Source organism: Clostridium formicaceticum, assembly GCF_001854185.1.
GTDB lineage: Bacteria > Bacillota > Clostridia > Peptostreptococcales > Natronincolaceae > Andreesenella > Andreesenella formicacetica.
This window is the reverse complement of record NZ_CP017603.1, coordinates 135,866-159,862: the sequence shown is the minus strand read 5'-3', so window position 1 is coordinate 159,862 and position 23,997 is coordinate 135,866. Positions and strand designations below refer to the sequence as shown.

Here is a 23,997-nt window from a genome sequence, read left to right as displayed (position 1 = left end):
TTCAGAAATGAACAATGTTAACAATTCATTCCAGTGAAAAATCCTAAAATTTGCAAACTCGCTAACGCTCAAACATGCAAATTTCTTTACGGATTTTCCACTTCCATGAATTGAACATTGTAGTCATTTCCTGCAAATGCATCCAGTCTGCATTTTGTTAAGCTTTGTAGTTGGTTATCTATAGATAAGCAAGTTCAAACTTTAATTTTGATATACACGGTCTACGGTTTCGCCCTTGTTTATGATAATCTAAAAATACCCTAATAGAATAGTTGAAAATTCCCCTAGAGGAAATATAAAATAACCCTATGATACTTCATAGGGGGGCTAAGGGGATGATCAGTTTAGTGGAAAAACAAGAAATAATTCTATCACATTTCAGGGAGGGAAAGTCCCAGTGGGAGATTCATAGGAGAACTGGAATTGATAGAAAAACCATAAGAAAATATATTAGGGAGTATGAAAAGAAAAAAAGAGATTTACTCAACTCTCAGGAGGAAGATAAGGAACTAATAACAGATATTATCTCAGCACCAAAGTATGATAGCAGCAATAGGATTAGAAGAAAGCTAACAGATGAGATAATAGAGAGGATTCACTTTTTCCTCAAGGAAAATGAGATAAAGAAAGCTACAGGAAGGAGTAAACAACAGAAGAAAAAGATTGATATTTATGAAGCTCTAATTGAAGAAGGTTATGATATAAGCTATCCAACAGTATGTACCTACATCAGGGAGAATTGTAAGCAAACCAAAGAAGCCTACATAAGACAAGAGTATCATCTAGGGGAAATATGTGAATTTGATTGGGGTTATGTGAATCTTATCATAGATGGCAAGCCTAAGACTCTGCAAATGGCAGCCTTCACCAGTGCTAAAGGCAACTATCGTTATGCTAGGTTGTATCATAACCAAAGGATGGAGCACTTTCTAGATGTCCATGTGAAGTTTTTTAACCAAATTGAAGGGGTTTATCAAACAGTAGTTTATGACAATATGAAGGTAGCTGTAAAAAGGTTTGTCAGTAAAACAGAAAAGGAACCTACAGAAGATCTTTTGAAGTTATCCTTGTATTACGGGTTTAGATATAGATTTTGCAATACCTGTAGCGGCAATGAAAAAGGTCATGTGGAAAGAAGTATCGAGTACATAAGGAGAAAGGTTTTTGGCAAAAGAGATACCTTTAAAAACCTTGATGAAGCCAATGAATATCTTCAAGAAGTATTAGTTAAACTGAATAACCGCATAACAGAGTACAACGATGGTAAAAGTCCTAGAGATGTCCTTGAGGAAGAGAAACCATATCTTCTTGAATTAATGCCTAGTTATGATACCGCTAGAACGGCAGAGCTTAGAGTCAATAAATATTCTGTCATAAGCATTGATGAAAACAAATACTCTGTTCCCGATGATCTAGTAGGTAAGTTCGTCTTTGTAAAAATATATCCAGAAACAATCTTTGTCTACCATCAAAATAAGCTCATAGCTCAGCATAACAGAAACTATGGTGTTCACACTTGGAATATTAAGATAGAGCATTACATAAAAACCATAAAAAAGAAGCCTGGGTCACTTCATTCCAGCACAGCCATGCGACAAATGAACCCCACGCTTCAAACCATATACAATAAATATTATACCGAAAATCCTAAGGATTTCATAGACCTTCTTGAATTAATTGGTCAAAAAGGATTAGAAAAAGTTGAGAATATCATTAAAGATTTGGAAAAGCTCAGTCCCATAGGAGTTAATACAGAGAAGATAAAAATGCTTTGTAACAGAAATGAAGACGAAGGAAAAGTCATTAATCGCGAAAGGACTACTCAAATAGAAGAACAATCTAAATTAATATTAAGCCATTATGGTAATCTTCTTAAAGGTTCCTGTGTAGCCTTTAAGAAGGAGGCGAAAATCATATGAACCATAAAGACATCTATGAAAAAATAGCATTGTTTTCTAAAGAACTTAAGCTGCCATATATTCTAAGGCATTTTAAAGAAGAACTTACCGAAGCCAATAAAGACTCTAAAACCTATGACACTTTCCTTTACGATCTTTTAGAAAAAGAATATGACCTTAGAAAAGACAATGGGAGGAAGAGCAGGATTAGAAGTGCAAGATTTCCATATAAAAAATACCTTGAAGATTTAATCATAGAAGATTTGCCAGAAGATGCAAGAAATAAAGTGAAGGTGTTTTCAACCCTTGAATTTATTGAAACGGGTCAAAATATTATCCTTGCAGGTAACCCAGGCACGGGGAAGACCCATATGGCTATTGGTTTGGGCATAAAAGCCTGTAATGTAGGCTATAAAGTCCTATTCACTACCATTCCCCTATTGGTGAATGAATTAAAGGAAAGTAGGTCAGAAAAAAACCTTCGTGCCTTTGAAAAAAGGTTTGAAAAGTATGATTTAATCATAGCCGATGAATTAGGATATATCTCCTTTGATAAGGAGGCTTCCGAGCTACTTTTCACATACTTATCTTTGAGAGCGGGTAGAAAATCAACCATTATCACAACCAATCTTTCCTTTGAAAGGTGGGATGAAATATTTAAAGATCCAGTTATGACAGCAGCTATGATAGATAGATTAACCCATAAATCTTATATAGTAAATATGAATGGTAATTCTTACAGATTAAAAGAAACCAAACGATGGCTTGAGGAACAATAATTTTTTTACTCCCCTAGGGGAAATTTCAATTAGTATATAGAGGAATTTTGGATTGACAAATACAGCCCTAAAACCGTGGGTTGCAAATGTAGCCCTTAGTATATCAAAATTAAGTCCTGATGTTATCTATAAGATAGCTAAAGGAATCAAACGGGAGATGATAGGATATGAGCAATAATAAGGCGGCTATAACTGAAGGAAAAGGATTTATATTTAATATACAAAAATACAATATGTATGATGGCCCAGGAATAAGAACCATGGTGTTCTTTAAAGGATGCCCATTACGCTGTAAATGGTGTTCTAACCCTGAAGGGGTGGAAGGAAAATATCAAGTGATGTTTAAAGGCAGTTCATGTATTAATTGTGGCGCTTGTGTCTCGGTTTGTCCTGTTGGAATTCATAGCATGACTAGGGAAGAAAAACATGTAATCAATCGAAGTATTGATTGTGTAGGATGTCATATATGCGAAAAGGCTTGCACGCAAGCTGCATTATCGATTGTGGGAGAAGCAAAAACCGTTGACGAACTTTTAGAGATTATAGAAGAAGATGAAGCCTTTTATGATATCTCAGGTGGTGGTGTCACTTTAGGCGGTGGCGAGGTAATGATGCAGCCAGAATTTGCTGCAAGTCTGCTGATGGCTTGCAAGCGGGAAGGAATAAATACAGCCATTGAGACCTGTGGTTATACAAAGCTTGAGTCCATGCTGCAGGTTGCTGAGTTCACTGATTTATTCCTTTATGATCTAAAGCACATTGACTCCGAAAGACATTACCAGCTAACAGGAGTACGCAATGAAAAAATCCTGGAAAACCTAAAGGAACTGTTGCATCGTGGTTATAACGTGAAAATAAGAATGCCCCTTTTAAAAGGTATAAATGATAGCCAAGATGAGATGAAAAAAGTTATAGATTTTCTAACGCTCTATCGCGATTATAAAAATTTTAAGGGTATAGATCTACTTCCTTATCATAAACTGGGCGTCAATAAGTACAAGCAGTTGGGTATGGAGTATCAAATGGAAGGAGAATTTCAATTAAGCAATGATACGTTAGCAATCATTGAGGGTTGGATGAGGGAATATGATTTTCCCGTTTCAGTGATAAGGCATTAATAAATCAGTGGCCATATAGAAAATAAATCGAGAGGTAATTTTTGTGAGAGCCTTATTATAAGGTAAGTGTTCCTAAGGGAATAGGTATTGGAGCATTGAAAGAATACTTGTTTTTAGGACAAGGAAAGTAAAGTAAAGGGGAATGAATATGAAGTTTATCACCGAAGAAGATTTGCGGGACTTATTTAGAAAAGAACCTTTTACTACTTATGCAATAAAAGCCGGAGAAAGGCTTACACCAGGAGGACGTCAGTTTTTATTAGATCGTGGGATCAATATGGTTGAGGATGATCCTAGTATGAAAAAAGGCACAGAAGATATAAAGGAACCATCTAAAGAAATAGAAACAAAAGACCATTGGAAAAAGAAGATGTTTTACTGGAAGATGAAATCAATGGAAGCACTATTTCTTATGACTGCAGAGGAACTTTTAAGTAGGGATATTCTTTTAGCCCAAAGTGTCATCCATTTAGGCAAACAGTTTTCAAACATTAAAAATGGTTTACAAACGAATGCCATTGAAACATTTGGTTGTAAGGAATGTATAGGGATAAAATCAGATAATTTTTTTGATGACTTAGATGACTGCTTTGAAATCACAGAATTTCACATACAACTAGAAAAAGGTAGAGCTATCATTCTTTTACACAGGCTGCGGTGTGCCCTTAGAGAGCTAGAAGCCTTCCTTTTAGAGGCATTTGAGAACAATGATAGTGAAAATGAATTTTATAAAGAGATGATCGGGAAGGTTCATCAGAGTATTAATGCCTTATCCCAAATGATCTGTTCTATTTTTGGAGGTAAAAGATGTCAGAGAGAGCGCTAAATTATGAATATTGTGATCAGCTTGTCCGAGACTTTGAAGATGTAGTGGAACAGCCCATTATAAGTAAGTCTTCGGTTTACTACACCGGTGTAGATTTAGGTACGGCATGTGTTGTTTTAGCAGTTTTGGATGAAAACTACAAACCAGTTGCAGGTGCTTACCGATATGCTGATGTAGTTCGGGATGGTATGGTGATAGATTATATTGGTGCAATAAAAATTGTTAAAGAGTTAAAGCAGCAGATTGAAGCAAAATTAGGCATAGAACTCATTTATGGCGCTGCTGCAATACCGCCAGGGACAGATACTTTGGATTCAGGGGCAGTGAAAAATGTGGTTCAGGCTGCCGGCTTTGAACTCACCAATGTCCTTGATGAACCTACGGCAGCCAATAAGGTTCTAAAGATTCAAAATGGTGCGGTGGTGGATATAGGTGGCGGAACAACAGGAATTTCAATACTAAAAAATGGTGAAGTTGTTTATATCGCTGATGAGCCAACAGGCGGTACCCATTTCTCCCTGGTTGTTTCTGGTGCCTATGGCATGTCATTTCAAGAGGCAGAACTGTACAAGAGAGAGGCTAGAAATCATAAAGAGCTGTTACCTGTATTAAAGCCAGTGGTTGAAAAAATAGCCTCTATCATCAATCAACATATTAAGGATCATGACGTGGAGGAAATATTGTTGGTTGGGGGAACTTGTTGTCTGGCAGGTATTGAAGATATCATAACAAAAAAGACAGGCATTTTTACCCATAAGCCTCAAAATCCTATGTTTGTAACTCCTTTAGGCATAGCACTTAGCTGCACACAGGAAAGTATAGATTAGGAGATGTTTGGTCATGGAATTTAGAGTGATTAAATCTCCATCAAAAGGCACCGTTGATATTCTTATGAAGCGGCTGGGGACAGGTGTTAGTAATGATTGGAGTTGTGTGGATGCAATTGGTTTGGTACAGGGTAGAATGATCGATATGATTTGTGCAGCAGATATTGCTGAGAAGGCTGTTGGTGTAACAGTGTCAGATATTAAAGGGAGTTGTCCGCAAAATATGATTATGATAGCAATCTTTGGTGATACGGCTTCTGTTGAGGCAGCGATTTTAGAGATGAAATGCCATCTAGAAAAGGAGAAAGCTATATGTTAGCTGCAAGATTAATTGATAATATATGGGCAACTAGGAAGGCAGATTCGCTGAAAGGATTAAAATTTATGCTGGCAGAAATCATTGGCGGCAGTGATAACGGTCAGCGGCTCATTGTTATAGACAACATTGGTGCCGGCATTGGAGATCGAGTGATTATTTCCACCGGCTCAGCAGCCCGAAAAATACTAGATAATGATAATATTCCCATTGATGCAGCTGTTGTGGGAATTATTGATGAAGATTGCAATTTTGGATAAATTCAGGAGGTACAAGAATGAATCTTCTTGATATGGTAAAAGAAGCCGGTATTGTTGGTGCAGGGGGAGCAGGGTTTCCTACCCATGTAAAACTTCAAGCAAAGGCTGAATATATCCTTCTTAATGGCGCTGAATGTGAACCGTTATTGAGGGTGGACCAACAGCTGATGGCGTTGTTTCCAGATGAAATTATAAAAGGGTTTGAAGCAGCAGGAAAGTTTGTTGGTGCAAGCAAAGCCCTTATAGGCATAAAAGGAAAGCATAAAAAAGTAGTTGCTATACTGAGGGAGCGGGTTGAGGCACTTCAGGTAGGAGATTTTGTTGAAGTGAGAGAACTACCGGATATCTATCCTGCAGGTGATGAACAGGTACTGGTTTATGAACTGACAGGCAGGGTTGTTCCAGAAGCAGGTATCCCAATTCAAGTTGGATGTGTCGTGATGAACTCAGAAACTGCATTAAATGTATACTATGCGTCTATTCAACAGCCAGTTATACAAACATATATTACAGTTGCAGGGGATGTTCCTAAGCCTTTCACTATAAAGGTTCCTGTAGGTACACCTATTATAGATATCTTAAAGTTAAGTGGCATTGAAGACTTTGATAACTGTGCAGTGATTGATGGTGGTCCTATGATGGGTCCTATGATGAGTAGCTTAGATGGTTATGTTACTAAGAAAAGTAAGGGATTTGTAATTTTAAAAAAGGATCATTACTTAGTAAGAAAAAAATCTGTTAGCATAGAACTGGCGAAAAGAGTGAACAGGTCAGCTTGTGAGCAGTGTCGTATGTGCACAGATATGTGTCCACGTTATCTTCTAGGACATGAAATGCAGCCTCACAAAATGATGCGTGCTTTAAATTATGCACTGACGGATGTTGAAGGGCAAAAGATTGCACAGCTCTGTTGTCAATGCAATTTATGTGAACTCTTCTCATGCCCAGCAGGACTCTATCCTAAATTTGCAAATATCCACTTCAAAGGTAAATTAGCAGAGGAAAATATAAGATATACACCAAAAAAGTCAGACTTTATAGCTCGCAAAAGTCGGGAGTACAGATTGCTTCCAAGTAAACGACTTATAGCTAGATTAGGTTTATCTCCTTTTGATAAGCCAGCGCCTATGACAGAAGCTGAAGTAAAACCGGAAGTAGTATATATCTCAACAAGGCAGCATGTAGGGGCACCTGCGGTTCCAATTGTTTCCGTTGGGGACTATGTTGAGGCAGGTCAAAAAATAGGTAAAATTCCTGAAGGAAGCTTAGGTGCTACGATACATGCAAGTATCTCAGGAAATATCGTTGAAATTGAAAAAGATTTTATTGCAATAAGGAGGGACGAATATGCCAAAAGCAATAGGAATGGTTGAATTTACTAGTGTTGCCCGGGGAATATATGCAGCAGACCAAATGGTGAAGGCTGCTGATGTAGAAATCGTTACAGCTGGTTCTACCTGTCCGGGCAAATATATTGCAATTGTTCACGGTGATGTAGCATCGGTTTATGATTCAGTGCGTACTGGGGAAAGGGCGGCAGAAGAATATTTGGTTGATTCGATCGTTATACCCAATGTAAATCCTCAGGTATTTCCAGCAATTACTGGTACAACTATGCCAGATCGTATTCAGGCTTTAGGCATTATCGAGTCCTTCGCCCAAGCGACGATGATTATTGCTGCTGATGCAGTACTTAAGGCAGCAGAATTACAGCCATTAGAGTTACGTTTGGGGAATGGATTGGGAGGTAAATCATTCTTTATTTTTACTGGTGATGTGGCTGCAGTTCAAGCCGGTGTTGAAGCAGGGAAAGCTGCTGTAAAGGATAATGGTCTCTTAGTAAATGTAGAGGTTATACCTTCTCCCTCGGATGTATTGGTGGCATCTTTACTTTAAAATATATAAGAATTTTTGTATATAAAAAGGTGTCTTAAAGACAGGAGGAAAGGATGTGAAAGTGTGAAAAAGTTGATTTGCGCAAAGGATGTTGAAGTTGCTGAAGGTCAAGGAAAAAAAGTCATTTATATTGACAGCAATACAATTATTACACCCTCAGCAAAAGATGTAGCGCAAGCTTGCGGTATAGCGTTTTCTACAGAAACACCTACTTGTGAAGAAAAAGCAACTGAAGCCAAAGTATCTGAAGCGGTAAAGGCCTGCGAAGATGGATTAGACAGTGAAATGATTTACAAGTTATTGAAGGCTATGATGGATCAAGGACTTTTAAACGGAATACTTGACTCAATTGTTAACCCTAAGTATGTAGCTGAAAGTGCTTTTAATGGTTTAAAGGTAATACGGGGTAATTCGGTAAAGTTCGATGTTTTTGATACTGGAGATCCTGATGCAAAGGTGTCCTATCAAGAATTAATTAGTAAGGATGAGTCTTCCATGTGTGCCGGATTCTTAGCGATTGATGATTCCAAATTTGACAGGGAACTAACCTATCAAGAAATTAATTATGTCATTGAAGGTGCCTTAACAGTTACGATCGATGGTAAGACTTTAACGGCATATCCTGGTGACGTTGTCTATATTCCATCAGGTTCAAAAGTTACTTGGGCTTCTTCTGGTAAAGCTAAGGTATTCTATGTTACCTATCCAGCCAACTGAGATGATCTTTTATAAGTTAGAGTTAGGGAGGGCTAAGCAATGCAGGCACTTGGGTTAATTGAAACAAAAGGACTTATCGCAGCTACAGAGAGTGCAGATGCCATGCTAAAGGCAGCAGATGTAAATCTCTTAGAAAAGACCTATGTTGGAGGCGGTCTTGTTTCCATAGCTATAACGGGTGATGTTGGGGCGGTGAAGGCAGCTGTAGAGGCTGGTGGAGCAGCAGTCAAAAAGATTGATGAAGGATTACTGATTTCACAACATATCATTCCCCGCCCACATGAGGAACTAAACAGCATCATTGCAACAACAAAAACTGAACCAGAAGAAGAACCACCAATTGATGAAATTGTAACAATAAAGACGGAGCCAGAAGTAGTAATCATTGAAAATGCGGTAGAGGAATTAAAGGAAGATTCAAAGATGAATATAGCTCAAGAAGAAATAAATCAAGAAAAAACAAGTGCTTTGACACAGTCGAACTTCAGTGAGTTGCATCATAAGGAAGCTGTAGACAAGATGGTACTTGAATCTGGTATAGAAGAAACGATAGAAGCACTTGGAAAGTTTAAGGTGATAAAACTTCGAAACCTAGCCCGTGAATATAAAGACTTTGGCATAGTGGGAAGGAAAATCTCCAGGGCAGATAAGAATTTGCTGATGGCAGAGTTTAGAAAATATTACGAGAATCATTAATGAGAGGAAAAACCTAAAAATATGATTTAAAACACTAGAAAAAAGAAGGAGAGGTTATGATTGGAAAGCATTGATCGTGATTTACGTTCAGTACAAGAAGCAAGAGATATTGCACGACTGGGAAAAATTGCTGCAAATCAGCTTGCTGACTATACTGAAGAGCAAATCGATAAGATTCTATACAACATGGTTAGCGTAGCGAAAGAAAACGCAGTTTTCCTGGCTAAAATGGCTGTAGAAGAAACTGGATTTGGTAAAGTTGAAGATAAGGCCTATAAAAATCATATGGCTTCTGTGATGCTCTATGATGCAATTAAAGACATGAAGACGATTGGCGTTATTAGAGAGGATGTAAGCCAACAGGTAATTGATATTGCTGAGCCTATGGGTCTATTAATGGGTATTGTGCCATCAACCAACCCAACATCCACTGCTATCTTTAAAGCAATTATAGCAATTAAATCACGTAATGGCATTGTTTTTTCACCACATCCTGCAGCACTAAAATGTACGCTTAAAGCTGTAAGCCTAATGCAGGATGCGGCAGTAGCAGCAGGGGCTCCTGCAAATATTATAAGCAGTATTTCCACACCAACGATGGAAGCTACAAATGAGCTAATGAAGCATAAGGATATTGCTATGATTATTGCAACTGGAGGTCCAGGAATGGTGAAGGCATCCTATAGTGCAGGTAAGCCTGCATTAGGTGTTGGTGCTGGTAACTCACCGGCTTATATTGAGAGAACTGCAAATATTCAAAAAGCGGTTAGCAATATTATTGCAAGTAAGACCTTTGATCATGGTACAATTTGTGCATCTGAGCAGTCCATCATTGTGGAAGAATGTAACCGTGAAGCGGTGATAGCTGAGCTTAAGAAGCAGGGTGGATACTTTATGACAGCAGAAGAAACGAAAAAAGTTTGCAAGCTGTTATTTAAGACAGGACACACCATGAATGCCAAATTTGTAGGTAGGACCCCGCAGGTGATTGCAGAAGCAGCTGGAATTTCTATTCCAGAAGGAACAAAGATTCTAATAGGAGAGCAGCAGGGGGTTGGTGAAGAGTATCCATTATCCTATGAAAAACTAACAACAGTCATCGCCTTTTATACAGTGAAGGATTGGCATGAGGCATGTGAACTTAGTATACAACTACTTCAAAATGGAATAGGACACACCATGAGCCTTCATACGGAAGATAGAGATATGGTAATGAAGTTTGCTAAAAAGCCAGCAGCACGTATTTTAGTGAATACAGGCAGTGCCCAAGGAGGAACTGGTGCAAGCACTGGTCTTATACCTTCCTTTACATTAGGTTGTGGTACATGGGGAGGAAGCTCAGTTTCTGAGAATGTTACACCAATGCATTTGATTAATATTAAAAGAATTGCATATGGTTTAAAGGATTGTAGCACTTTGGCTTCTGCTGATACGTCTTTTAGCTATCCTGAACTAAACAGCCATGCAGTGAAGGCTGAAACAGGATGCTGTGGAAATACACCTTCTTTCAATGGATTGAAAATAGATTGCACTGATCATGAAAAGCTTTTAAGTTTAGTCAATGAAATCCTACAAGCTTTGAAGGGAGCCAAATAACAATGGACAATCAGGAAGCTATCCTAAAGCTTTTACTAGAGACCCTTAAAGCTAATACGTCTTCAACAGAAAAAAAAGAAGAAACCTATGAAATTCCAGTAGGGGTTTCCAATCGCCATATTCACCTGTCACAGGTAGATATGAATTGCTTATTTGGAGAAGGTTATCAGATGACCAAAATGAAAGATTTGTCACAGCCTGGTCAGTATGCTTGTAAGGAAACCGTAACAATCTGTGGACCAAAGGGTGCCATTGAAAAGGTTAGAGTTCTTGGTCCAGTGCGCGGTCACACGCAGGTGGAAGTTTTAGTAGGAGATTGTTTTAAACTGGGGGTAGTCTCAGAAATCAGGTTATCAGGGGATTTACATGGAACACCAGGAATAACACTCGTCGGCCCAAAGGGTTCCGTTCAAATTGCGGAAGGTCTGGTTGTAGCACAACGACACATTCATATGAACAGTGAAGATGCTAAGCGTTTAGGGGTGCAGGATGGACAGATCGTTTCAATTGAGGTAGATGGAGCAAGAGGTGGTATTTATAGTAATGTTGCTATTAGAGCAAATGATGGTTCTGCTTTAGAGTTTCATGTGGACACAGAAGAAGCAAATGCTATGCATATTAACGCATTATCAAAAATTAGAATAATAAAATAAAAAATTTAGGAGGAATAAAAAATGAAATATGATGCATTAGGAATGATAGAAACGAAGGGTTTAGTAGGCGCTGTTGAAGCTGCGGACGCAATGGTGAAGGCAGCAAATGTTTATCTAATTGGTAAAGAACATATTGGCGGTGGTTTAGTAACAGTGATGGTAAGAGGTGATGTTGGTGCTGTAAAGGCGGCAACAGACGCTGGAGCTGCAGCTGCACAAAGAGTTGGAGAATTAATTTCAGTGCATGTTATTCCACGTCCACACGTTGAAGTTGAAGGGATTCTTCCAGCAGGAAAGATAGAAAAGGAAACTGTAAAATAGAAAGTCAAAAATCATTTAAACTGAAGGGTAGCGATTAAACGCTATCCTTCAGTTGTTTTGTTTAAGTTTAAGAACATGTCTACAAATAATGAGTAGAAATTTATAAATACGAATTAGATTCATAAATACATACTAAAAATGTAAAACCAACCTTTTTATTACTAAAATTACATTTATTTCAAATTTGTTATTGACATTGAAAATCAATCGTGATACTATTGTAAACGAAAATAAAAGTCATTATCATTATATTTTGGTATATGTTTTTAAAAATCATACACAATGTCATTTAAATGATAAATTCATTACCAACACAATAGCAGCAAGGAGAGATTATCATAGCAAAATGATAACATTAGACATATTTGAAAAAAGGCAGAAAAAGCCTATATAATTAATATGGATTTTGCTGTAATAATAGCATGCTATTTTTTTGATAAATAATCCAATAAAATGAAATATTGACAAAATTTACAAAATATGATAAAAATATAGTGAAAAATGCTAAAAAATCATGTATATATGCTTAGCAAAATTTAATTAAATGTATAGGGTGCTCTTTAAATAGAGTTAAAAGGGAAAGTGGTGCAAAACCACTACAGCCCCCGCTACTGTAATTGGGAATGAAATCCGAGGAACCATTAGGAAACTAAGAAGGTCGGAAAGTAAGATGATCCATGAGTCAGGAAACCTGCCTTATACTATGACAAAACAAAACCTTCGGAGGGGAGGGATTGGAACTATTTTAATAGCGATAGCTATGTTTTAAAAAAAGTCCAACCCATCTAGGTTGGACTTTTTTAGTTTTAACATGAAGTCCTTGGTCTAGAAAAATCATAAAAGCATAAGAAAATAAAAAGAAGGGTGAGGGTTTGAAGTGAAAAAAAATATAATGATTTTAATTGCAGTTGTATTATGTATTAGTTTGGTGGGGTGTAATAGAGAGGTTTCTAGTAGTGAAACAAATTCAAATGAATTGAATGAATTGATTATGGCATCTCCTCAGGATAATTATGATATTAATCCCCACTTGTATGCTGGGACGATGTCTATTCAAGGCATGGTTTTTGAGGCATTAGTGGAAAACACAGAAGACGGTATCAAGCCCCTTCTAGCTGAATCATGGGATGTTTCAGAAGATGGAAAAACATACACATTTTATTTAAGAGAAAATGTAACCTTTCATGACGGAGAAGTTTTCAATGCAGAAGTGGCAAAATTAAATATTGATGCAGTTTTAAGAAACAAAGAAATGCACACATGGAGTAAAATTTTTGAAATCATTACTGGCTGTGATGTAATTAATGAGTATACATTACAAGTAACATTGGCGGAATCATATTACCCCTTCTTAACTGAAATGGGTCTAACACGACCATTTCGATTTATTTCCCCTAAATGTTTTATAGATGGGGAAACAATGAATGGTGTAAATGGCTATGCGGGAACAGGAGCTTATGTATTAGTAGAAGATGTAGCGGATCAGTATGCAGTATTTGAAGCATATGAAAACTACTGGGGAGGAGAACCGAAAATTAAAAAAGTAACCAGAAAAGTTCTTCCTATAGGACAGACTACCATATTAGCGCTTCAAAAAGGAGATATAAATTTTTTGTTTACGGAACTGGGGGGAGATGCATTAGACGCAGAAGCACTTATGGCCCTGAATAATGATGATAGATACCAAATTGTACGAAGTGATCCAATGTATACAAAACAATTATTTGCCTGCACAGGCAATACAGATAGTCCAATTTCTGAAAAATTAGTACGCCAAGCTGTTTGGTACGGTATTGATAGAGAAACCATTGCCAGTGTAATTGCAAACAATTTAGAAACACCTGCCTATACAATGTTTAGCAAAAATATACCCTATGCTAATATTGCTTTAGAAAAAAGAGGCTATAGCATAGAAAAATCTATTGAATTGTTGGAACAAGCCGGTTGGAAATTGGAAGACGGTCAAGCATATCGAACAAAAAATGGAAAGCCATTAGAAATCAATGTGTATTATGCTAGCAGCAAAGCAAGTCAAAAAGCTGTGTGTGAATTGATGCAAAGCACTTTAGCAGAGGCTGGTATTAAATTAAATCTAGTTGGTGAAGAAGCACTTTCTATAAGAGAACGCAGGCTATCTGAAAATTATGAATTGTTGATGGATTCCACTTTTGGTAAGCCTTATGATCCACAAAGTACGCTGATGTCTAAAGGCTATTTACTCGCTGCCAAAGGCATCCCTGGAATTGAAGAAGTATATGCAAAAATCGATGCAATTGTTGTTACAACAGATGAAACAGAGCGTCAAGAATTATATGCAGAAGTTCTTACCAAATTCCATGATGAAGCTTGCTTTATTCCTCTGACATATAGTACCGTTACCATCGTTGCCCCTGCAAACCTACAAAACATCACATTTAGGCAAACCCAGTATGAAATTCCATTGGAAAAGATGTATTTCCAGTAATCAGCAGCACAAAAAATGGGGGAAGGAGATATATCAATATCATGCTTAACTATGCTTTAAAACGGATTTTAGCTATTGTTCCACTCTTGTTGATTGTCTCATTTTTAGCCTTTGTCTTTATTAATTTATCCCCTTATGATCCTGCAGAGGTAGCATTAAGGGCATTAAATGTACCAGAAATTAGTGATGAATTACTGGAGAAGACTCGGGAAGAACTGGGGCTGAATGAACCTTTTGTTATAAGATATGTTCATTGGCTCAAAGATATGCTGCGGCTAGATTTAGGTGCTTCTTATGTTAGTAAGCAACCGGTAAGCGCATTGATTGGCCCTGCTTTTTTGAATACACTAAAACTCACAGTCGTTACAGCCATCTACATCATTATTTTATCCTTATTACTGGGTATCTTTTGTGCTATCAATGAAGGAAAATTAGCGGACAGAGTTACAAGAGGCATAATGTTTTTTCTGACCGCTATGCCTAGTTACTGGATAGCAACTTTAGCTATTTGGTTTTTTGCAGTGAAATTAGATTTATTCCCAACCAGTGGGATGGGATCTTCAGCACACTATGTACTTCCAGTAACAATGCTATCCTTAAACTATATTGGTTTTTACTTCCGGTTGATTCGAAATTCCATGATACAAAATACCAATGAAAATTATGTGGTTTATGCAAAAGCTTGTGGCTTAAAAGATAAGGTTGTAAACAAACATATTTTAAAAAACTCTCTGCAAACGACAGTAGCTGTTTTTGGCATGGCTATACCAGGACTGGTTGCCGGCACCGTAGTGATCGAAAATGTCTTTGCTTGGCCGGGGATTGGGAGGTTATGTGTAACTTCCATTTTAAATAGAGATCTTCCAGTAATTCAAGGATATATTATTGTTGTGGCTTTGGCTTTTGTATTTTTTAATCTACTGGCGGATCTGCTGAGTAGTTGGTTAAATCCTAAAATACAGAAAGGATAAGGAGTATTATGTTATTTTGGAATAAATTTAGAAAAGATAAGCTTGCTACAGTATGTATGATGATAATTTTAATGATCATCACCATGGGCATTTTAGCACCACTTTTAGCACCAAATGACCCAATCAAGATTAATTCTTCTTATAGGCTGCAAGGTGCTTCCTGGCAATTTCCCTTTGGAACAGATCATTTAGGGAGATGTATTCTTTCCCGATTGATTTATGGTATCCGCCCCAGTGTAATTTGGGTGATAGCTGCAATGTTGGCGACGGTAGGAATCGGCATTGTTTTGGGATTAATTTCCGGATATTGCAGGGGAAAAGTGGATGAGGTGATTATGCGGATTTGTGACATCATGTTGTCCTTTCCCAGCGAAGTAATCATCCTTGCTATTCTCGGTGTATTTGGTGTTGGTCTTAGGAATATCCTGATAGCCTCTATCGTAACAAAATGGGCATGGTATACCAGAGTTATTCGGTCTGCAGTTTTGCAATTTACCGAGCAAAATTATGTTTACTTTGCTAAAACCTCTGGGGCCAGTACATTCCATATTTTACGCAGGCATATACTACCCCTTACATTATCGGAAATTATAGTTATAGCAAGTAATAACATTTCATCATCCATTTTAATGATTGCTGGTTTGTCTTTTTTGGGTTTTGGTGTACAGGCACCATCACCAGAATGGGGTATGATGCTTAATGAAGCCCAAAATGTTATGCTCAGCCATCCAGAACAGATGTTGGCTCCAGGATTAGGGATTGTGACGATCTCTGTTGCATTTTCATTCATGGGTGATAGTTTAAGAGATGCATTTGATCCACAACATCAAAGTATAGCGCTAAAAAAACCTAAAAGGAAGTGGCACTATGGTTTTGCTAGAAGTAAAAAACTTAAAAGTATGGGACACTCGCAATAATGAAGTCATCATAAAGAACAATTCTTTTTCCGTAAAAGAAAATCGATGCCTTGCCATTGTAGGTGAAAGCGGAAGCGGGAAGTCTATGACATGTAAATCCATCATGAGATTGAATAAACCATGGATTGAGGCTTCTGGGAATGTCCTTTTCAAAGGGAAAGATATTTTTAATTTACCAAATACAAAAATGCGCAAGCTATGTGGAAAAAATATTGCTATGATTATGCAAAATGGTATGAGTGCTTTTGATCCCTCTTCTACTATTGGTGTACATCTAAGAGAAACCCTTTGGGAGCATTATGGCTGGGATAAAAAACATGCCGATGAAGCTATGGTACAGTCTATGGAAAGCATTATGTTAAAAAACCCTAAAGAAATTTTGAAAAAATATCCTCATCAGCTTTCTGGCGGTATGCTGCAAAGAATTATGATTGCCCTGACCCTTGTATTAGAACCGGATGTAATTATTGCAGATGAGCCTACTACTGCGTTGGACACAATTACTCAATTTGAAGTAATCCATCAGTTTGTTTCTTTGCGTAAAAGAACCAAGAGCAGTATGATTTTTATTTCCCATGACTTAGGTGTTGTAAAAAAAATCGCTGATGACGTTATTGTGATGCAGGATGGTTGTATCGTAGAATCGGGTACTCTAAGTGAAATATTTAAAAATCCAAAAAACAACTATACAAGATACTTGATTAGCACGAGGGAAGAGCTGGGAAATAAATATAAAAAAATGCTAGGAGGCGGTATCGGGTGTTAGAAGTAAAGCAGGTTTATAAGACCTACCGAAAGAGCGGCTTTTTTTCTCGTAAACGCCAACAAATTTTGAGTGATGTTACTATAGAAATGCGTAAAGGCGAGTGTTTGGGTATTGTTGGCGAAAGTGGAAGTGGAAAATCCACTTTAGGCAGAATCATTCTTGGCATCGAAAAACCAGATGGTGGAGAAGTTCTTTATTTTGGTAAAAAAGTAAATGATAGAAAGGTTCGATTGGGACATATCAGTGCAGTGTTTCAAGATTACACTTCCTCATTTAACCCACATTTTACCGTATATGAGGTGATATGCGAGCCTATCATGCTTCAAGCTAAGAATAGAAGAGAAGATATGGAGGTAAAGGTTGTAGACCTTCTTTATCGTGTAGGTCTTGACGAAAGCTACTTAAAGAAATATTCCCATGAACTTTCTGGTGGAGAAGCACAACGTGTATGTATTGCTAGAGCGATTTCAACAAATCCAGATTTTTTGTTGCTGGATGAGGCAGTAAGTTCATTAGATGTATCTGTGCAAACACAAATATTGAAATTGCTGTCACAATTAAAAAATGAAATGAACATAAGCTATTTGTTCATTACACATGATATTCAATCTGTAACCTATCTATGTGATCGAGTGATATTTTTCAATGAAGGGAGGGTGGTGGAACAGGTAAATATAGAAAATTTATCACAAGTACAAAACGATTACTCAAAAAGACTACTTTCTGCTGTAATAGCATTTTGATGGAAATAAAAGAACAAATTGGACTTTGAGGACAATATGTTGTTAAAAAGTTCGTAGATCAGGCTGGAATTAAAGAGAATAGATGATAATGAATATTATTATTGCTAAAATTTGATATCTCAAAATAGAAAATGATACGTGCTGAAGATACATATAGGCTTAATATATTAATTTAATAAAAAGATGTGGTGTCAAAGTTGAATTTTGTTTAATGAATAGAAAAAGGAGAAGAAAATGAAAGTACAGTTTATTAAAGTAAATCCCACTGAAAATATGACGATTCTTGTAGAAAGTCATCATAAAAGAAAAAATTATCACTTAATAGCTTCACGTGTTATGGCTTATGATAATGTTTTTGCTGAACAGGTAGGATTTATTGAATCACCAGAAAGTGAGATGGCGTCGGCACGACTTCAAATGACGGCTGGGGAATTTTGTAGTAATGCAGCGATGTCATTAGCTGCGGTATTAGCATGGAAGAAAAACTTACAGCCTAAAAATTTGATGAAAGTTCCTTTAGAAGTTTCGGGGACAAAGCATTTGATGAATTGTCAAGTAAAAGCACAGCAAAACAGTTATCTTTGTAAGATAGATATGCCTCTTCCACGATCCATAAATAAAAAAAAGATAAGCTGCAATGGGTTGATTATACCGATTATTATTCTAAAATATCAAGGTGTTGTTCATGCAATAGTTGAAGTGAAGCAATTTGACAATTCCATAAAAGAAATAGCGCAGATTATTATCAAGTCTCCCGAGTTGTGGGAGGGAGAGGGTGTAGTAGGGCTTTTACTTTATCGAAAGTCAAGCAATGAGATGAAACCACTTGTTTATATACCTAAGACAGAAGATATGATTTGGGAACGTGGTTGTGGTCTGGGCTCAGCTTCTTTAGGTGCGTATGTAGCGAAAGAAACTGAAGGAGAAGTATACTTAGAAATTAAACAACCAGGGGGCATTATTGAGGTATGGGCGGAATGCCAAAAAGGAATTATTACGAATTTGACAATTCAAGGGCATGTAAAAATAGCTGCTGTAGGAACTGCTTTTATATAGATTGGAAAATAAAAAAGAACAGTAAAGTGCTAATTTTCTTACAAAAATGCTGTGAAAATAAAATTTTTTGTTTTATAGCATCTAAAAAGGAGGGAATATAATGTCGGAACAAGCTATGTTTATTACACAACTGGATTCATTTTTGATTAAATTCAAAAGTCTACATAATTTACATAAACAAAAATTGAACAATTATAGGGAAATGGAAAAAATCATAGGCGAATTTACATCTTTTGTATTGAATAAAAAAAATGAAGCTGTATGGCAACAACTGGAACCAAGATATAATGAAGTTTTAGCCTGGAGAGTAGAAGAATTGAGGGAGCAGTCTGCTCTTTGTGTATGTGCAATGGAAAAGTATAGAGCAATTGAATTACAAAGAAATAAACAGGATATAACGGATTATTTTAACAATATAGAATCCTGTATAAAAAATGAATTTGGTAGTTTTGAAATTACCTCTGATTCTAAAGTACTGCTGATTGGATCAGGAGCCTTCCCAATGACGCCTCTATTGATTGCTAAGAAAACAGGAGCAGAAGTTGTTGGAATAGATATTGATCCAGAAGCTATAAGTTTAGGTAAAATAGTTGTAAACATACTAAACAAAAATGCTCGAATAACACTCAATGGTTGTTCTGTAGATCATTTGGATTTTACAAAGGAGGCAAGTCATATTATTATATGTTCTATCATAAGAGAAAAATTTGATATATTAAAGCAATTACATGCATTAACTCCAAAAGATGTTGTTGTATCTATGAGATATGGAAACGGAATAAAATCGTTGTTTAATTATCCATTGCAGAAAGTAGATCATTCGCTATGGAATCTAGTTGATAGTGTATCGCAATCTGAAAGTGTCTTTGATATAGCTTTATATAAAAAAAGTGGAGAAATATAAGTAGAAAAGGATGATTGGATATGAAAGTTTTTCAACGAGTACTGATACTGGGAACAGGTCCAACAACAATACAAATTGCAGTAAATTTCAAAAATAAATTTGATTGCATCATAGGGATTGCGGGGAGGGAGTCAGCCAATGCAAAGCAATTTTATCAGGAATTATATGAAAACAAAAATAAAGTACGTGTTCATGTACAGAATGAGGAACATGCTTTTTTGTCTGGAGAATGTCACATTGATTATGTGTTTGAAGGATATGAAACAGTTCAAGGGGAGTGGGATACTATTATTTTAGCTGTTACGAATGATGCTTATATAAGTGTAATAAGGCAATTAGATAGTGCACTTATGAAAGGTATAGCGTGTATTGTTTTAGTTTCTCCGACTATTGGTTCAAATAGCTTGGTTAGCAATTTTTTAAGAAAAATGAATTGTTCTGTTGAAGTAATAAGCCTATCTACATATTATGCAGCAACGAAGAGAACTAAGGAGAAACACGCATCTGTTGAGGTGTTAACAAAGGGCGTAAAAAAGAAAATATATATTGGTTCTACAAATAAAGCCTCTGAAGCATGCAGACATCTATCTGAGTTACTCCATCAATTAAGTATTACTGTTGAGCTAATGAAAAATCCCTATGAAGCAGAAAGCAGAAACGTTTCAATTTATGTTCATCCTCCTATATTTATGAATAACTTTTCCTTAGATGTTATATTTGGAAATGAGAAAGTAGTAAAGTATGCTTACAAATTCTATCCAGAAGGACCAATTACGCAATATATATTGCGTGATTTATTGAAGCAATGGGAAGAGATTACAAAAGTGTTAAATTGTTTTAACATAGAACGCTTTAATCTTCTTAAATTTATGAATGATGATAACTATCCTGTAAAGACACAAAGCTTATCACGGGAAGATATTGAAAATTTTACTACTTTTAATACTATAAAGCAAGAATATCTGCTATATATACGCTACACAGCTTTATTAATTGATCCTTTTTCCACGCCAGATAAGGAGGGGAAATATTTCGATTTTTCAGCTGTGCCAATTCAAAAGGCATATCAGAATCAGGAAGGTTATTGGAATGTTCCTAGAATGCCAAAAGAAGATTATTACCGCTTAAAGATAATACAGGGTATAGCGAAACATCTTGCTCTATTAACTCCTATAATTGATAAATTTATTCATAATTATGAATGGAAACTGCAACAATTTCTGCAAGAGCATAAAGGATGCCTATTTTCTGATGATTTTATTCTAAAATGTTTAGACGATGAAATTGTAATGATTTGTAATGAGATCAATAATATGAGGTGATTAAAATGAACATGAATAAGATAAATAACAATTTAGCTATCAAAGGTATTTTTTATGCGATTTCTTCTTGTTTTATATTTAGTGTTATGAATGCTTTTGTAAAAGCTACTGCCGTTTCCATTCCATCCAATGAGATTGTCTTCTTTAGAAGTATTATTGGAACTATTATGATTTTTTTCTTTATGAAAAAAGACAAAGTATCATTTTCAAAAGCAGGAATTCCGATGTTAGCTTTGCGGGGAGGATGCGGAGCTCTTTACATGCTGTTTTATTTTTATACGATATCAAATATGCCTTTAATTGATGCCGTCGTTCTTATTAATATATCTCCAATTTTCTCTATATTATTATCACGATTTTTTCTAAAGGAAAAAGTTCCATTTAAAATTTATCTAATCATGATTATAGTTATTATTGGAGCAATGTTTACAATAAAACCTTTTGGATACTCTACCTTTTCTGGTGTTGCAATACTGGGGGTTTTAGCTGCATTTTTTTCTAGTGCAGCAGGTATATGTATCAGGTATCTGAGTCAAAGATATCATACATATGAAATCATATTCTATTTCATGATAACCGCAACATTGGTTTCGATTCCTCTAATGTGGGCAGATTTTGTTCTCCCTAATTCTAAAGAATGGTTTTATTTGATATGTATCGGTGTAATTTCTCTATTGGCACAAGTTTTTTTAACAAAAGCCTTTACACATGAAAATGTTGTAGTAGTAGAAGTGGTGCGCTATATAGGTATTGCATTCAATGGATTTTGGGGATTTGTTTTTTGGATGGAAATTCCAGATATACTTTCTATAATTGGTACAATTTTAATTATTGGGGGTTGTATTACGATTGCAAGAATTAGAGAAAGAAGCAAAAGAAAGGAAGCGATAAAATGCTTGTAAATGGAACAAAAGAGTGGTTTGCTCAAGATGCCTTTACTTTTCTTGCGGCACGGAATATGGTTGAACAGGAACTAATACAATTAGGCTATGATTTTTTTTATAGTGGTATCTTATCGAAAAAATCAATATACGAACAAAACATACCTATATTAGGAGAGTCTTTTAGAGACATTATCTTTGAATTAGGCAACGGGAAAGAAAGTACCATTATTTCTCCTGAAGGTACTTTTAGAGTTTATGAATACTTGGATAGGTCTGGATTGCTTGATAGGAGGGAAGGGAAGGTTTTTTATTCTCAGGAATTTTTAAGAAATGAGACAGAAGACAGCGTAAGGCAGGGAAAAACAATATCCTTCTGGCAAATTGGCTATGAGATTTTTGGTTTGTCTGAAAAAGAGCTTAGTTTAACTGCTCTTTTAACACTAATTAACTGCTTATCTCTTTTTGATATCGACAGGATGAAAGTTAGAATAGCAGATAAAAGAATACTGGGAGGGATCGTATCCGATTTACCACAAAAAGAAATCCGTAGCATTTATTCTCTAATAGATACTTGTCAGGAAGATGGGGAGGAATTTTATAGTAGATATATCAAAATGGGCGGAAATAAAGAAATTGCTTTAAAAATATACACATTATTTTCCAAAAGCAACTCAAATGAGTTGTCCTTTGAGGTTTTGCATGAGATTACAGGAAATCATATTTCCAATACTGGAATTAGCTATTTGAAAGATATTTACAGAAATGTTATAAAACAAAATAAAAACTTTAGAGTAGAAATTGTGCCTTATATTGCTAAAACATGGGATGCCTACACAACATTATTGTTTGATGCTTGGATAGATGACTATATGTATGCAATTGCCGGTGGCGGAAATTTAAGCACTTTTTATGGGGAAAAGGATATCCTTAAGTGCGGTGCAGGTATTGGTTTAACTAGAATTGTGGAGTATATGATTAAACATTGTAAGTTGATTCATAATAAAATGAAATTAGAGCAAATAAGTAATTAAGGCAAAAAAAAATTATAGCTTAATTATATATATATAAGCAGATTAACAATTTGAATAAAATTTTTCAATATTAAAGAAGTTGGTGAAAACTGTAAAATAGAGACAACAGTATGACCTAAACTGAAGGGCAGCGATCAAGCGCTGCCCTTCAGTTGTTTAAGTTTATTATATGCGTTTACATATGACTGAGATAAAGTTCATATATTTGCCTGCTCCAGCATCCATAGCAGGGCGGTCTAAAATAGCATACTGGTTTTCACATGACAACCAGTCATTCCAACATTCTTCAAAGCAATTCATTTCTGTGATAGAGATGATTTCAAGCATTTTAGACTGTTGTAAAAGTTTCTGCCACCATGGACAGCTATGCATTGTCTCTATATCTTCGGCTGTCCAGGACAGCGCCATTTCGACAGGCAATGTATCCAGTTCTTTTTTTAGTCCTGGGAAGGCTAGGGCAATCATGCCCCCTTTTTTAACAAGAGGGGCTAAATGTGCATCAAGATATTGCGCATCACGACCAAAGTAGTGATAGGAATCTACGCTAATCACAGCGTCAAAGTATTCATCTGCGAAGGGAGGACACAATGCATCTGCATGAATAGGGATGATTTTATGATCCATACCGATTTTTTGAAATCGTTGAAAGTTCTCAGAAGCTGAAATCCATAAATCCATCGCAAAGACATTGACATTGAATTTCTCTGCAAGATAAATTGAAGTTAACCCTTTACCGCAACCAAGATCCAATACCCGCATGTTGGGATTGAATTGTAAACCTTGGAGGAGTTCTTCCAACAACTTTACAGCATTAGGGCCCATCATGTTTTCTTTTAAAAATTCAGTATTTAAATATTTACTCATTATCAACATTCCTTTCCTGTTGGGTTAGTGCCTTACAGGAAAAAACAGATACACTAATAAGCGCACCTGCTTTCATTCATAAAACAGGTATCTATTCACCAGTTTTCTATAAGGCACTTTGGCATAACAAATCAGAAGGACGATTACCCTTCTCATAAATATAACCTAAGAA

General features: G+C 36.2%; 25 protein-coding genes, 1 pseudogene and 1 riboswitch. Of the genes and pseudogenes, 25 read left to right on the top strand and 1 reads right to left on the bottom strand.

Annotation, left to right across the window (positions count from 1 at the left end; all coding sequences use genetic code 11):
• Positions 1-335: 335 nt before the first annotated feature.
• The 25 genes and pseudogenes from istA to BJL90_RS00590 all read left to right on the top strand — a co-directional run bounded on the left by istA (position 336) and on the right by BJL90_RS00590 (position 22,961).
• Positions 336-1,919, top strand: a complete 1,584-nt coding sequence (istA, locus tag BJL90_RS00705; protein ID WP_070963420.1) for an IS21 family transposase — start codon at positions 336-338, stop codon at positions 1,917-1,919.
• Entirely contained in the window at positions 1,916-2,677 is a 762-nt protein-coding gene (istB, locus tag BJL90_RS00700; protein ID WP_070963417.1) for an IS21-like element helper ATPase IstB, read from the top strand. The genes istA and istB overlap by 4 nt, the downstream gene beginning before the upstream one ends.
• A 52-nt stretch (positions 2,678-2,729) precedes the next feature.
• Positions 2,730-2,855 carry a hypothetical protein gene (locus BJL90_RS23005; protein WP_257786396.1) on the top strand — a complete coding sequence of 42 codons (126 nt, stop codon included), beginning with the start codon at positions 2,730-2,732 and terminating at the stop codon, positions 2,853-2,855.
• Complete coding sequence (cutD, locus tag BJL90_RS00695; RefSeq protein ID WP_070963414.1) at positions 2,845-3,795, top strand: choline TMA-lyase-activating enzyme; 951 nt, start codon at positions 2,845-2,847, stop codon at positions 3,793-3,795. Before BJL90_RS23005 ends, cutD begins: the two co-directional genes overlap by 11 nt.
• 148 nt (positions 3,796-3,943) lie before the next feature.
• Positions 3,944-4,621 carry a hypothetical protein gene (locus tag BJL90_RS00690; protein ID WP_070963413.1) on the top strand — a complete coding sequence of 226 codons (678 nt, stop codon included), beginning with the start codon at positions 3,944-3,946 and terminating at the stop codon, positions 4,619-4,621.
• A complete protein-coding gene (gene eutJ / locus BJL90_RS00685) occupies positions 4,603-5,448 on the top strand; it encodes an ethanolamine utilization protein EutJ (RefSeq protein WP_070963411.1) in 846 nt (281 codons plus the stop codon). The genes BJL90_RS00690 and eutJ overlap by 19 nt, the downstream gene beginning before the upstream one ends.
• A 13-nt stretch (positions 5,449-5,461) precedes the next feature.
• Complete coding sequence (locus BJL90_RS00680; RefSeq protein WP_070963409.1) at positions 5,462-5,767, top strand: BMC domain-containing protein; 306 nt, start codon at positions 5,462-5,464, stop codon at positions 5,765-5,767.
• The gene (locus tag BJL90_RS00675; RefSeq protein ID WP_070963407.1) at positions 5,761-6,024 is read left to right on the top strand and encodes a EutN/CcmL family microcompartment protein; all 264 of its coding nucleotides are present in this window, start codon (positions 5,761-5,763) and stop codon (positions 6,022-6,024) included. The genes BJL90_RS00680 and BJL90_RS00675 overlap by 7 nt, the downstream gene beginning before the upstream one ends.
• Before the next feature lie 17 nt (positions 6,025-6,041).
• Complete coding sequence (locus BJL90_RS00670; RefSeq protein ID WP_070963406.1) at positions 6,042-7,397, top strand: 4Fe-4S dicluster domain-containing protein; 1,356 nt, start codon at positions 6,042-6,044, stop codon at positions 7,395-7,397.
• The gene (locus tag BJL90_RS00665; RefSeq protein WP_070963404.1) at positions 7,372-7,920 is read left to right on the top strand and encodes a BMC domain-containing protein; all 549 of its coding nucleotides are present in this window, start codon (positions 7,372-7,374) and stop codon (positions 7,918-7,920) included. Before BJL90_RS00670 ends, BJL90_RS00665 begins: the two co-directional genes overlap by 26 nt.
• Positions 7,921-7,983: 63 nt before the next feature.
• Positions 7,984-8,637 (top strand): cupin domain-containing protein, encoded by a 654-nt coding sequence (locus BJL90_RS00660; RefSeq protein ID WP_070963402.1) that lies wholly within the window; start codon positions 7,984-7,986, stop codon positions 8,635-8,637.
• A gap of 39 nt (positions 8,638-8,676) precedes the next feature.
• Positions 8,677-8,952, top strand: a pseudogene (locus BJL90_RS23305) (BMC domain-containing protein); the annotation flags it as partial.
• Positions 8,953-9,393: 441 nt separating this feature from the next.
• Positions 9,394-10,929 (top strand): acetaldehyde dehydrogenase (acetylating), encoded by a 1,536-nt coding sequence (locus BJL90_RS00650; RefSeq protein ID WP_070963398.1) that lies wholly within the window; start codon positions 9,394-9,396, stop codon positions 10,927-10,929.
• Between the two features lie 2 nt (positions 10,930-10,931).
• Complete coding sequence (locus BJL90_RS00645; protein ID WP_070963397.1) at positions 10,932-11,582, top strand: phosphate propanoyltransferase; 651 nt, start codon at positions 10,932-10,934, stop codon at positions 11,580-11,582.
• A 21-nt stretch (positions 11,583-11,603) separates the two neighbouring features.
• Positions 11,604-11,903, top strand: coding sequence for an ethanolamine utilization microcompartment protein EutM (gene eutM / locus BJL90_RS00640; protein ID WP_070963395.1), 300 nt, complete (start codon positions 11,604-11,606; stop codon positions 11,901-11,903).
• 534 nt (positions 11,904-12,437) lie between these two features.
• A riboswitch (cobalamin riboswitch) is annotated at positions 12,438-12,616 on the top strand.
• Between the two features lie 164 nt (positions 12,617-12,780).
• Entirely contained in the window at positions 12,781-14,367 is a 1,587-nt protein-coding gene (gene nikA / locus BJL90_RS00635) for a nickel ABC transporter substrate-binding protein (RefSeq protein ID WP_205684267.1), read from the top strand.
• A 41-nt stretch (positions 14,368-14,408) separates the two neighbouring features.
• Positions 14,409-15,338, top strand: coding sequence for a nickel/cobalt ABC transporter permease (gene opp1B, locus BJL90_RS00630; RefSeq protein WP_070963393.1), 930 nt, complete (start codon positions 14,409-14,411; stop codon positions 15,336-15,338).
• A gap of 8 nt (positions 15,339-15,346) precedes the next feature.
• Positions 15,347-16,255, top strand: a complete 909-nt coding sequence (opp1C, locus tag BJL90_RS00625; protein WP_070963391.1) for a nickel/cobalt ABC transporter permease — start codon at positions 15,347-15,349, stop codon at positions 16,253-16,255.
• Positions 16,206-17,021, top strand: a complete 816-nt coding sequence (cntD, locus tag BJL90_RS00620; RefSeq protein WP_070963390.1) for a staphylopine uptake ABC transporter ATP-binding protein CntD — start codon at positions 16,206-16,208, stop codon at positions 17,019-17,021. The genes opp1C and cntD overlap by 50 nt, the downstream gene beginning before the upstream one ends.
• Positions 17,015-17,764, top strand: coding sequence for an ABC transporter ATP-binding protein (locus BJL90_RS00615; protein ID WP_070963388.1), 750 nt, complete (start codon positions 17,015-17,017; stop codon positions 17,762-17,764). Before cntD ends, BJL90_RS00615 begins: the two co-directional genes overlap by 7 nt.
• A 234-nt stretch (positions 17,765-17,998) precedes the next feature.
• Positions 17,999-18,820 (top strand): histidine racemase CntK family protein, encoded by an 822-nt coding sequence (locus BJL90_RS00610; protein WP_070963385.1) that lies wholly within the window; start codon positions 17,999-18,001, stop codon positions 18,818-18,820.
• 100 nt (positions 18,821-18,920) lie between these two features.
• Positions 18,921-19,724 (top strand): nicotianamine synthase family protein, encoded by an 804-nt coding sequence (locus BJL90_RS00605; RefSeq protein WP_070963383.1) that lies wholly within the window; start codon positions 18,921-18,923, stop codon positions 19,722-19,724.
• A 20-nt stretch (positions 19,725-19,744) separates the two neighbouring features.
• A complete protein-coding gene (locus BJL90_RS00600; RefSeq protein WP_070963382.1) occupies positions 19,745-21,046 on the top strand; it encodes an opine metallophore biosynthesis dehydrogenase in 1,302 nt (433 codons plus the stop codon).
• A gap of 5 nt (positions 21,047-21,051) precedes the next feature.
• On the top strand, positions 21,052-21,948 hold the full coding sequence (locus BJL90_RS00595; RefSeq protein WP_236904997.1) for a DMT family transporter: 897 nt from the start codon (positions 21,052-21,054) through the stop codon (positions 21,946-21,948).
• Complete coding sequence (locus BJL90_RS00590; RefSeq protein WP_070963380.1) at positions 21,939-22,961, top strand: ATP phosphoribosyltransferase regulatory subunit; 1,023 nt, start codon at positions 21,939-21,941, stop codon at positions 22,959-22,961. The genes BJL90_RS00595 and BJL90_RS00590 overlap by 10 nt, the downstream gene beginning before the upstream one ends.
• 165 nt (positions 22,962-23,126) lie before the next feature.
• On the opposite strand, the gene BJL90_RS00585 is transcribed toward BJL90_RS00590, so the two are convergent.
• Complete coding sequence (locus tag BJL90_RS00585) at positions 23,127-23,825, bottom strand: SAM-dependent methyltransferase (RefSeq protein ID WP_156778677.1); 699 nt, start codon at positions 23,823-23,825, stop codon at positions 23,127-23,129.
• Positions 23,826-23,997: the final 172 nt, after the last annotated feature.

Coding starts and splice junctions, on each gene's coding strand:
- istA (WP_070963420.1), top strand. CDS start 336: ATGATCAGTTTAGTGGAAAAACAAGAAATAATTCTATCACATTTCAGG.
- istB (WP_070963417.1), top strand. CDS start 1,916: ATGAACCATAAAGACATCTATGAAAAAATAGCATTGTTTTCTAAAGAA.
- cutD (WP_070963414.1), top strand. CDS start 2,845: ATGAGCAATAATAAGGCGGCTATAACTGAAGGAAAAGGATTTATATTT.
- BJL90_RS00690 (WP_070963413.1), top strand. CDS start 3,944: ATGAAGTTTATCACCGAAGAAGATTTGCGGGACTTATTTAGAAAAGAA.
- eutJ (WP_070963411.1), top strand. CDS start 4,603: ATGTCAGAGAGAGCGCTAAATTATGAATATTGTGATCAGCTTGTCCGA.
- BJL90_RS00680 (WP_070963409.1), top strand. CDS start 5,462: ATGGAATTTAGAGTGATTAAATCTCCATCAAAAGGCACCGTTGATATT.
- BJL90_RS00675 (WP_070963407.1), top strand. CDS start 5,761: ATGTTAGCTGCAAGATTAATTGATAATATATGGGCAACTAGGAAGGCA.
- BJL90_RS00670 (WP_070963406.1), top strand. CDS start 6,042: ATGAATCTTCTTGATATGGTAAAAGAAGCCGGTATTGTTGGTGCAGGG.
- BJL90_RS00665 (WP_070963404.1), top strand. CDS start 7,372: ATGCCAAAAGCAATAGGAATGGTTGAATTTACTAGTGTTGCCCGGGGA.
- BJL90_RS00645 (WP_070963397.1), top strand. CDS start 10,932: ATGGACAATCAGGAAGCTATCCTAAAGCTTTTACTAGAGACCCTTAAA.
- eutM (WP_070963395.1), top strand. CDS start 11,604: ATGAAATATGATGCATTAGGAATGATAGAAACGAAGGGTTTAGTAGGC.
- opp1B (WP_070963393.1), top strand. CDS start 14,409: ATGCTTAACTATGCTTTAAAACGGATTTTAGCTATTGTTCCACTCTTG.
- opp1C (WP_070963391.1), top strand. CDS start 15,347: ATGTTATTTTGGAATAAATTTAGAAAAGATAAGCTTGCTACAGTATGT.
- cntD (WP_070963390.1), top strand. CDS start 16,206: ATGGTTTTGCTAGAAGTAAAAAACTTAAAAGTATGGGACACTCGCAAT.
- BJL90_RS00610 (WP_070963385.1), top strand. CDS start 17,999: ATGAAAGTACAGTTTATTAAAGTAAATCCCACTGAAAATATGACGATT.
- BJL90_RS00605 (WP_070963383.1), top strand. CDS start 18,921: ATGTCGGAACAAGCTATGTTTATTACACAACTGGATTCATTTTTGATT.
- BJL90_RS00600 (WP_070963382.1), top strand. CDS start 19,745: ATGAAAGTTTTTCAACGAGTACTGATACTGGGAACAGGTCCAACAACA.
- BJL90_RS00595 (WP_236904997.1), top strand. CDS start 21,052: ATGAACATGAATAAGATAAATAACAATTTAGCTATCAAAGGTATTTTT.
- BJL90_RS00590 (WP_070963380.1), top strand. CDS start 21,939: ATGCTTGTAAATGGAACAAAAGAGTGGTTTGCTCAAGATGCCTTTACT.
- BJL90_RS00585 (WP_156778677.1), bottom strand. CDS start 23,825: ATGAGTAAATATTTAAATACTGAATTTTTAAAAGAAAACATGATGGGC.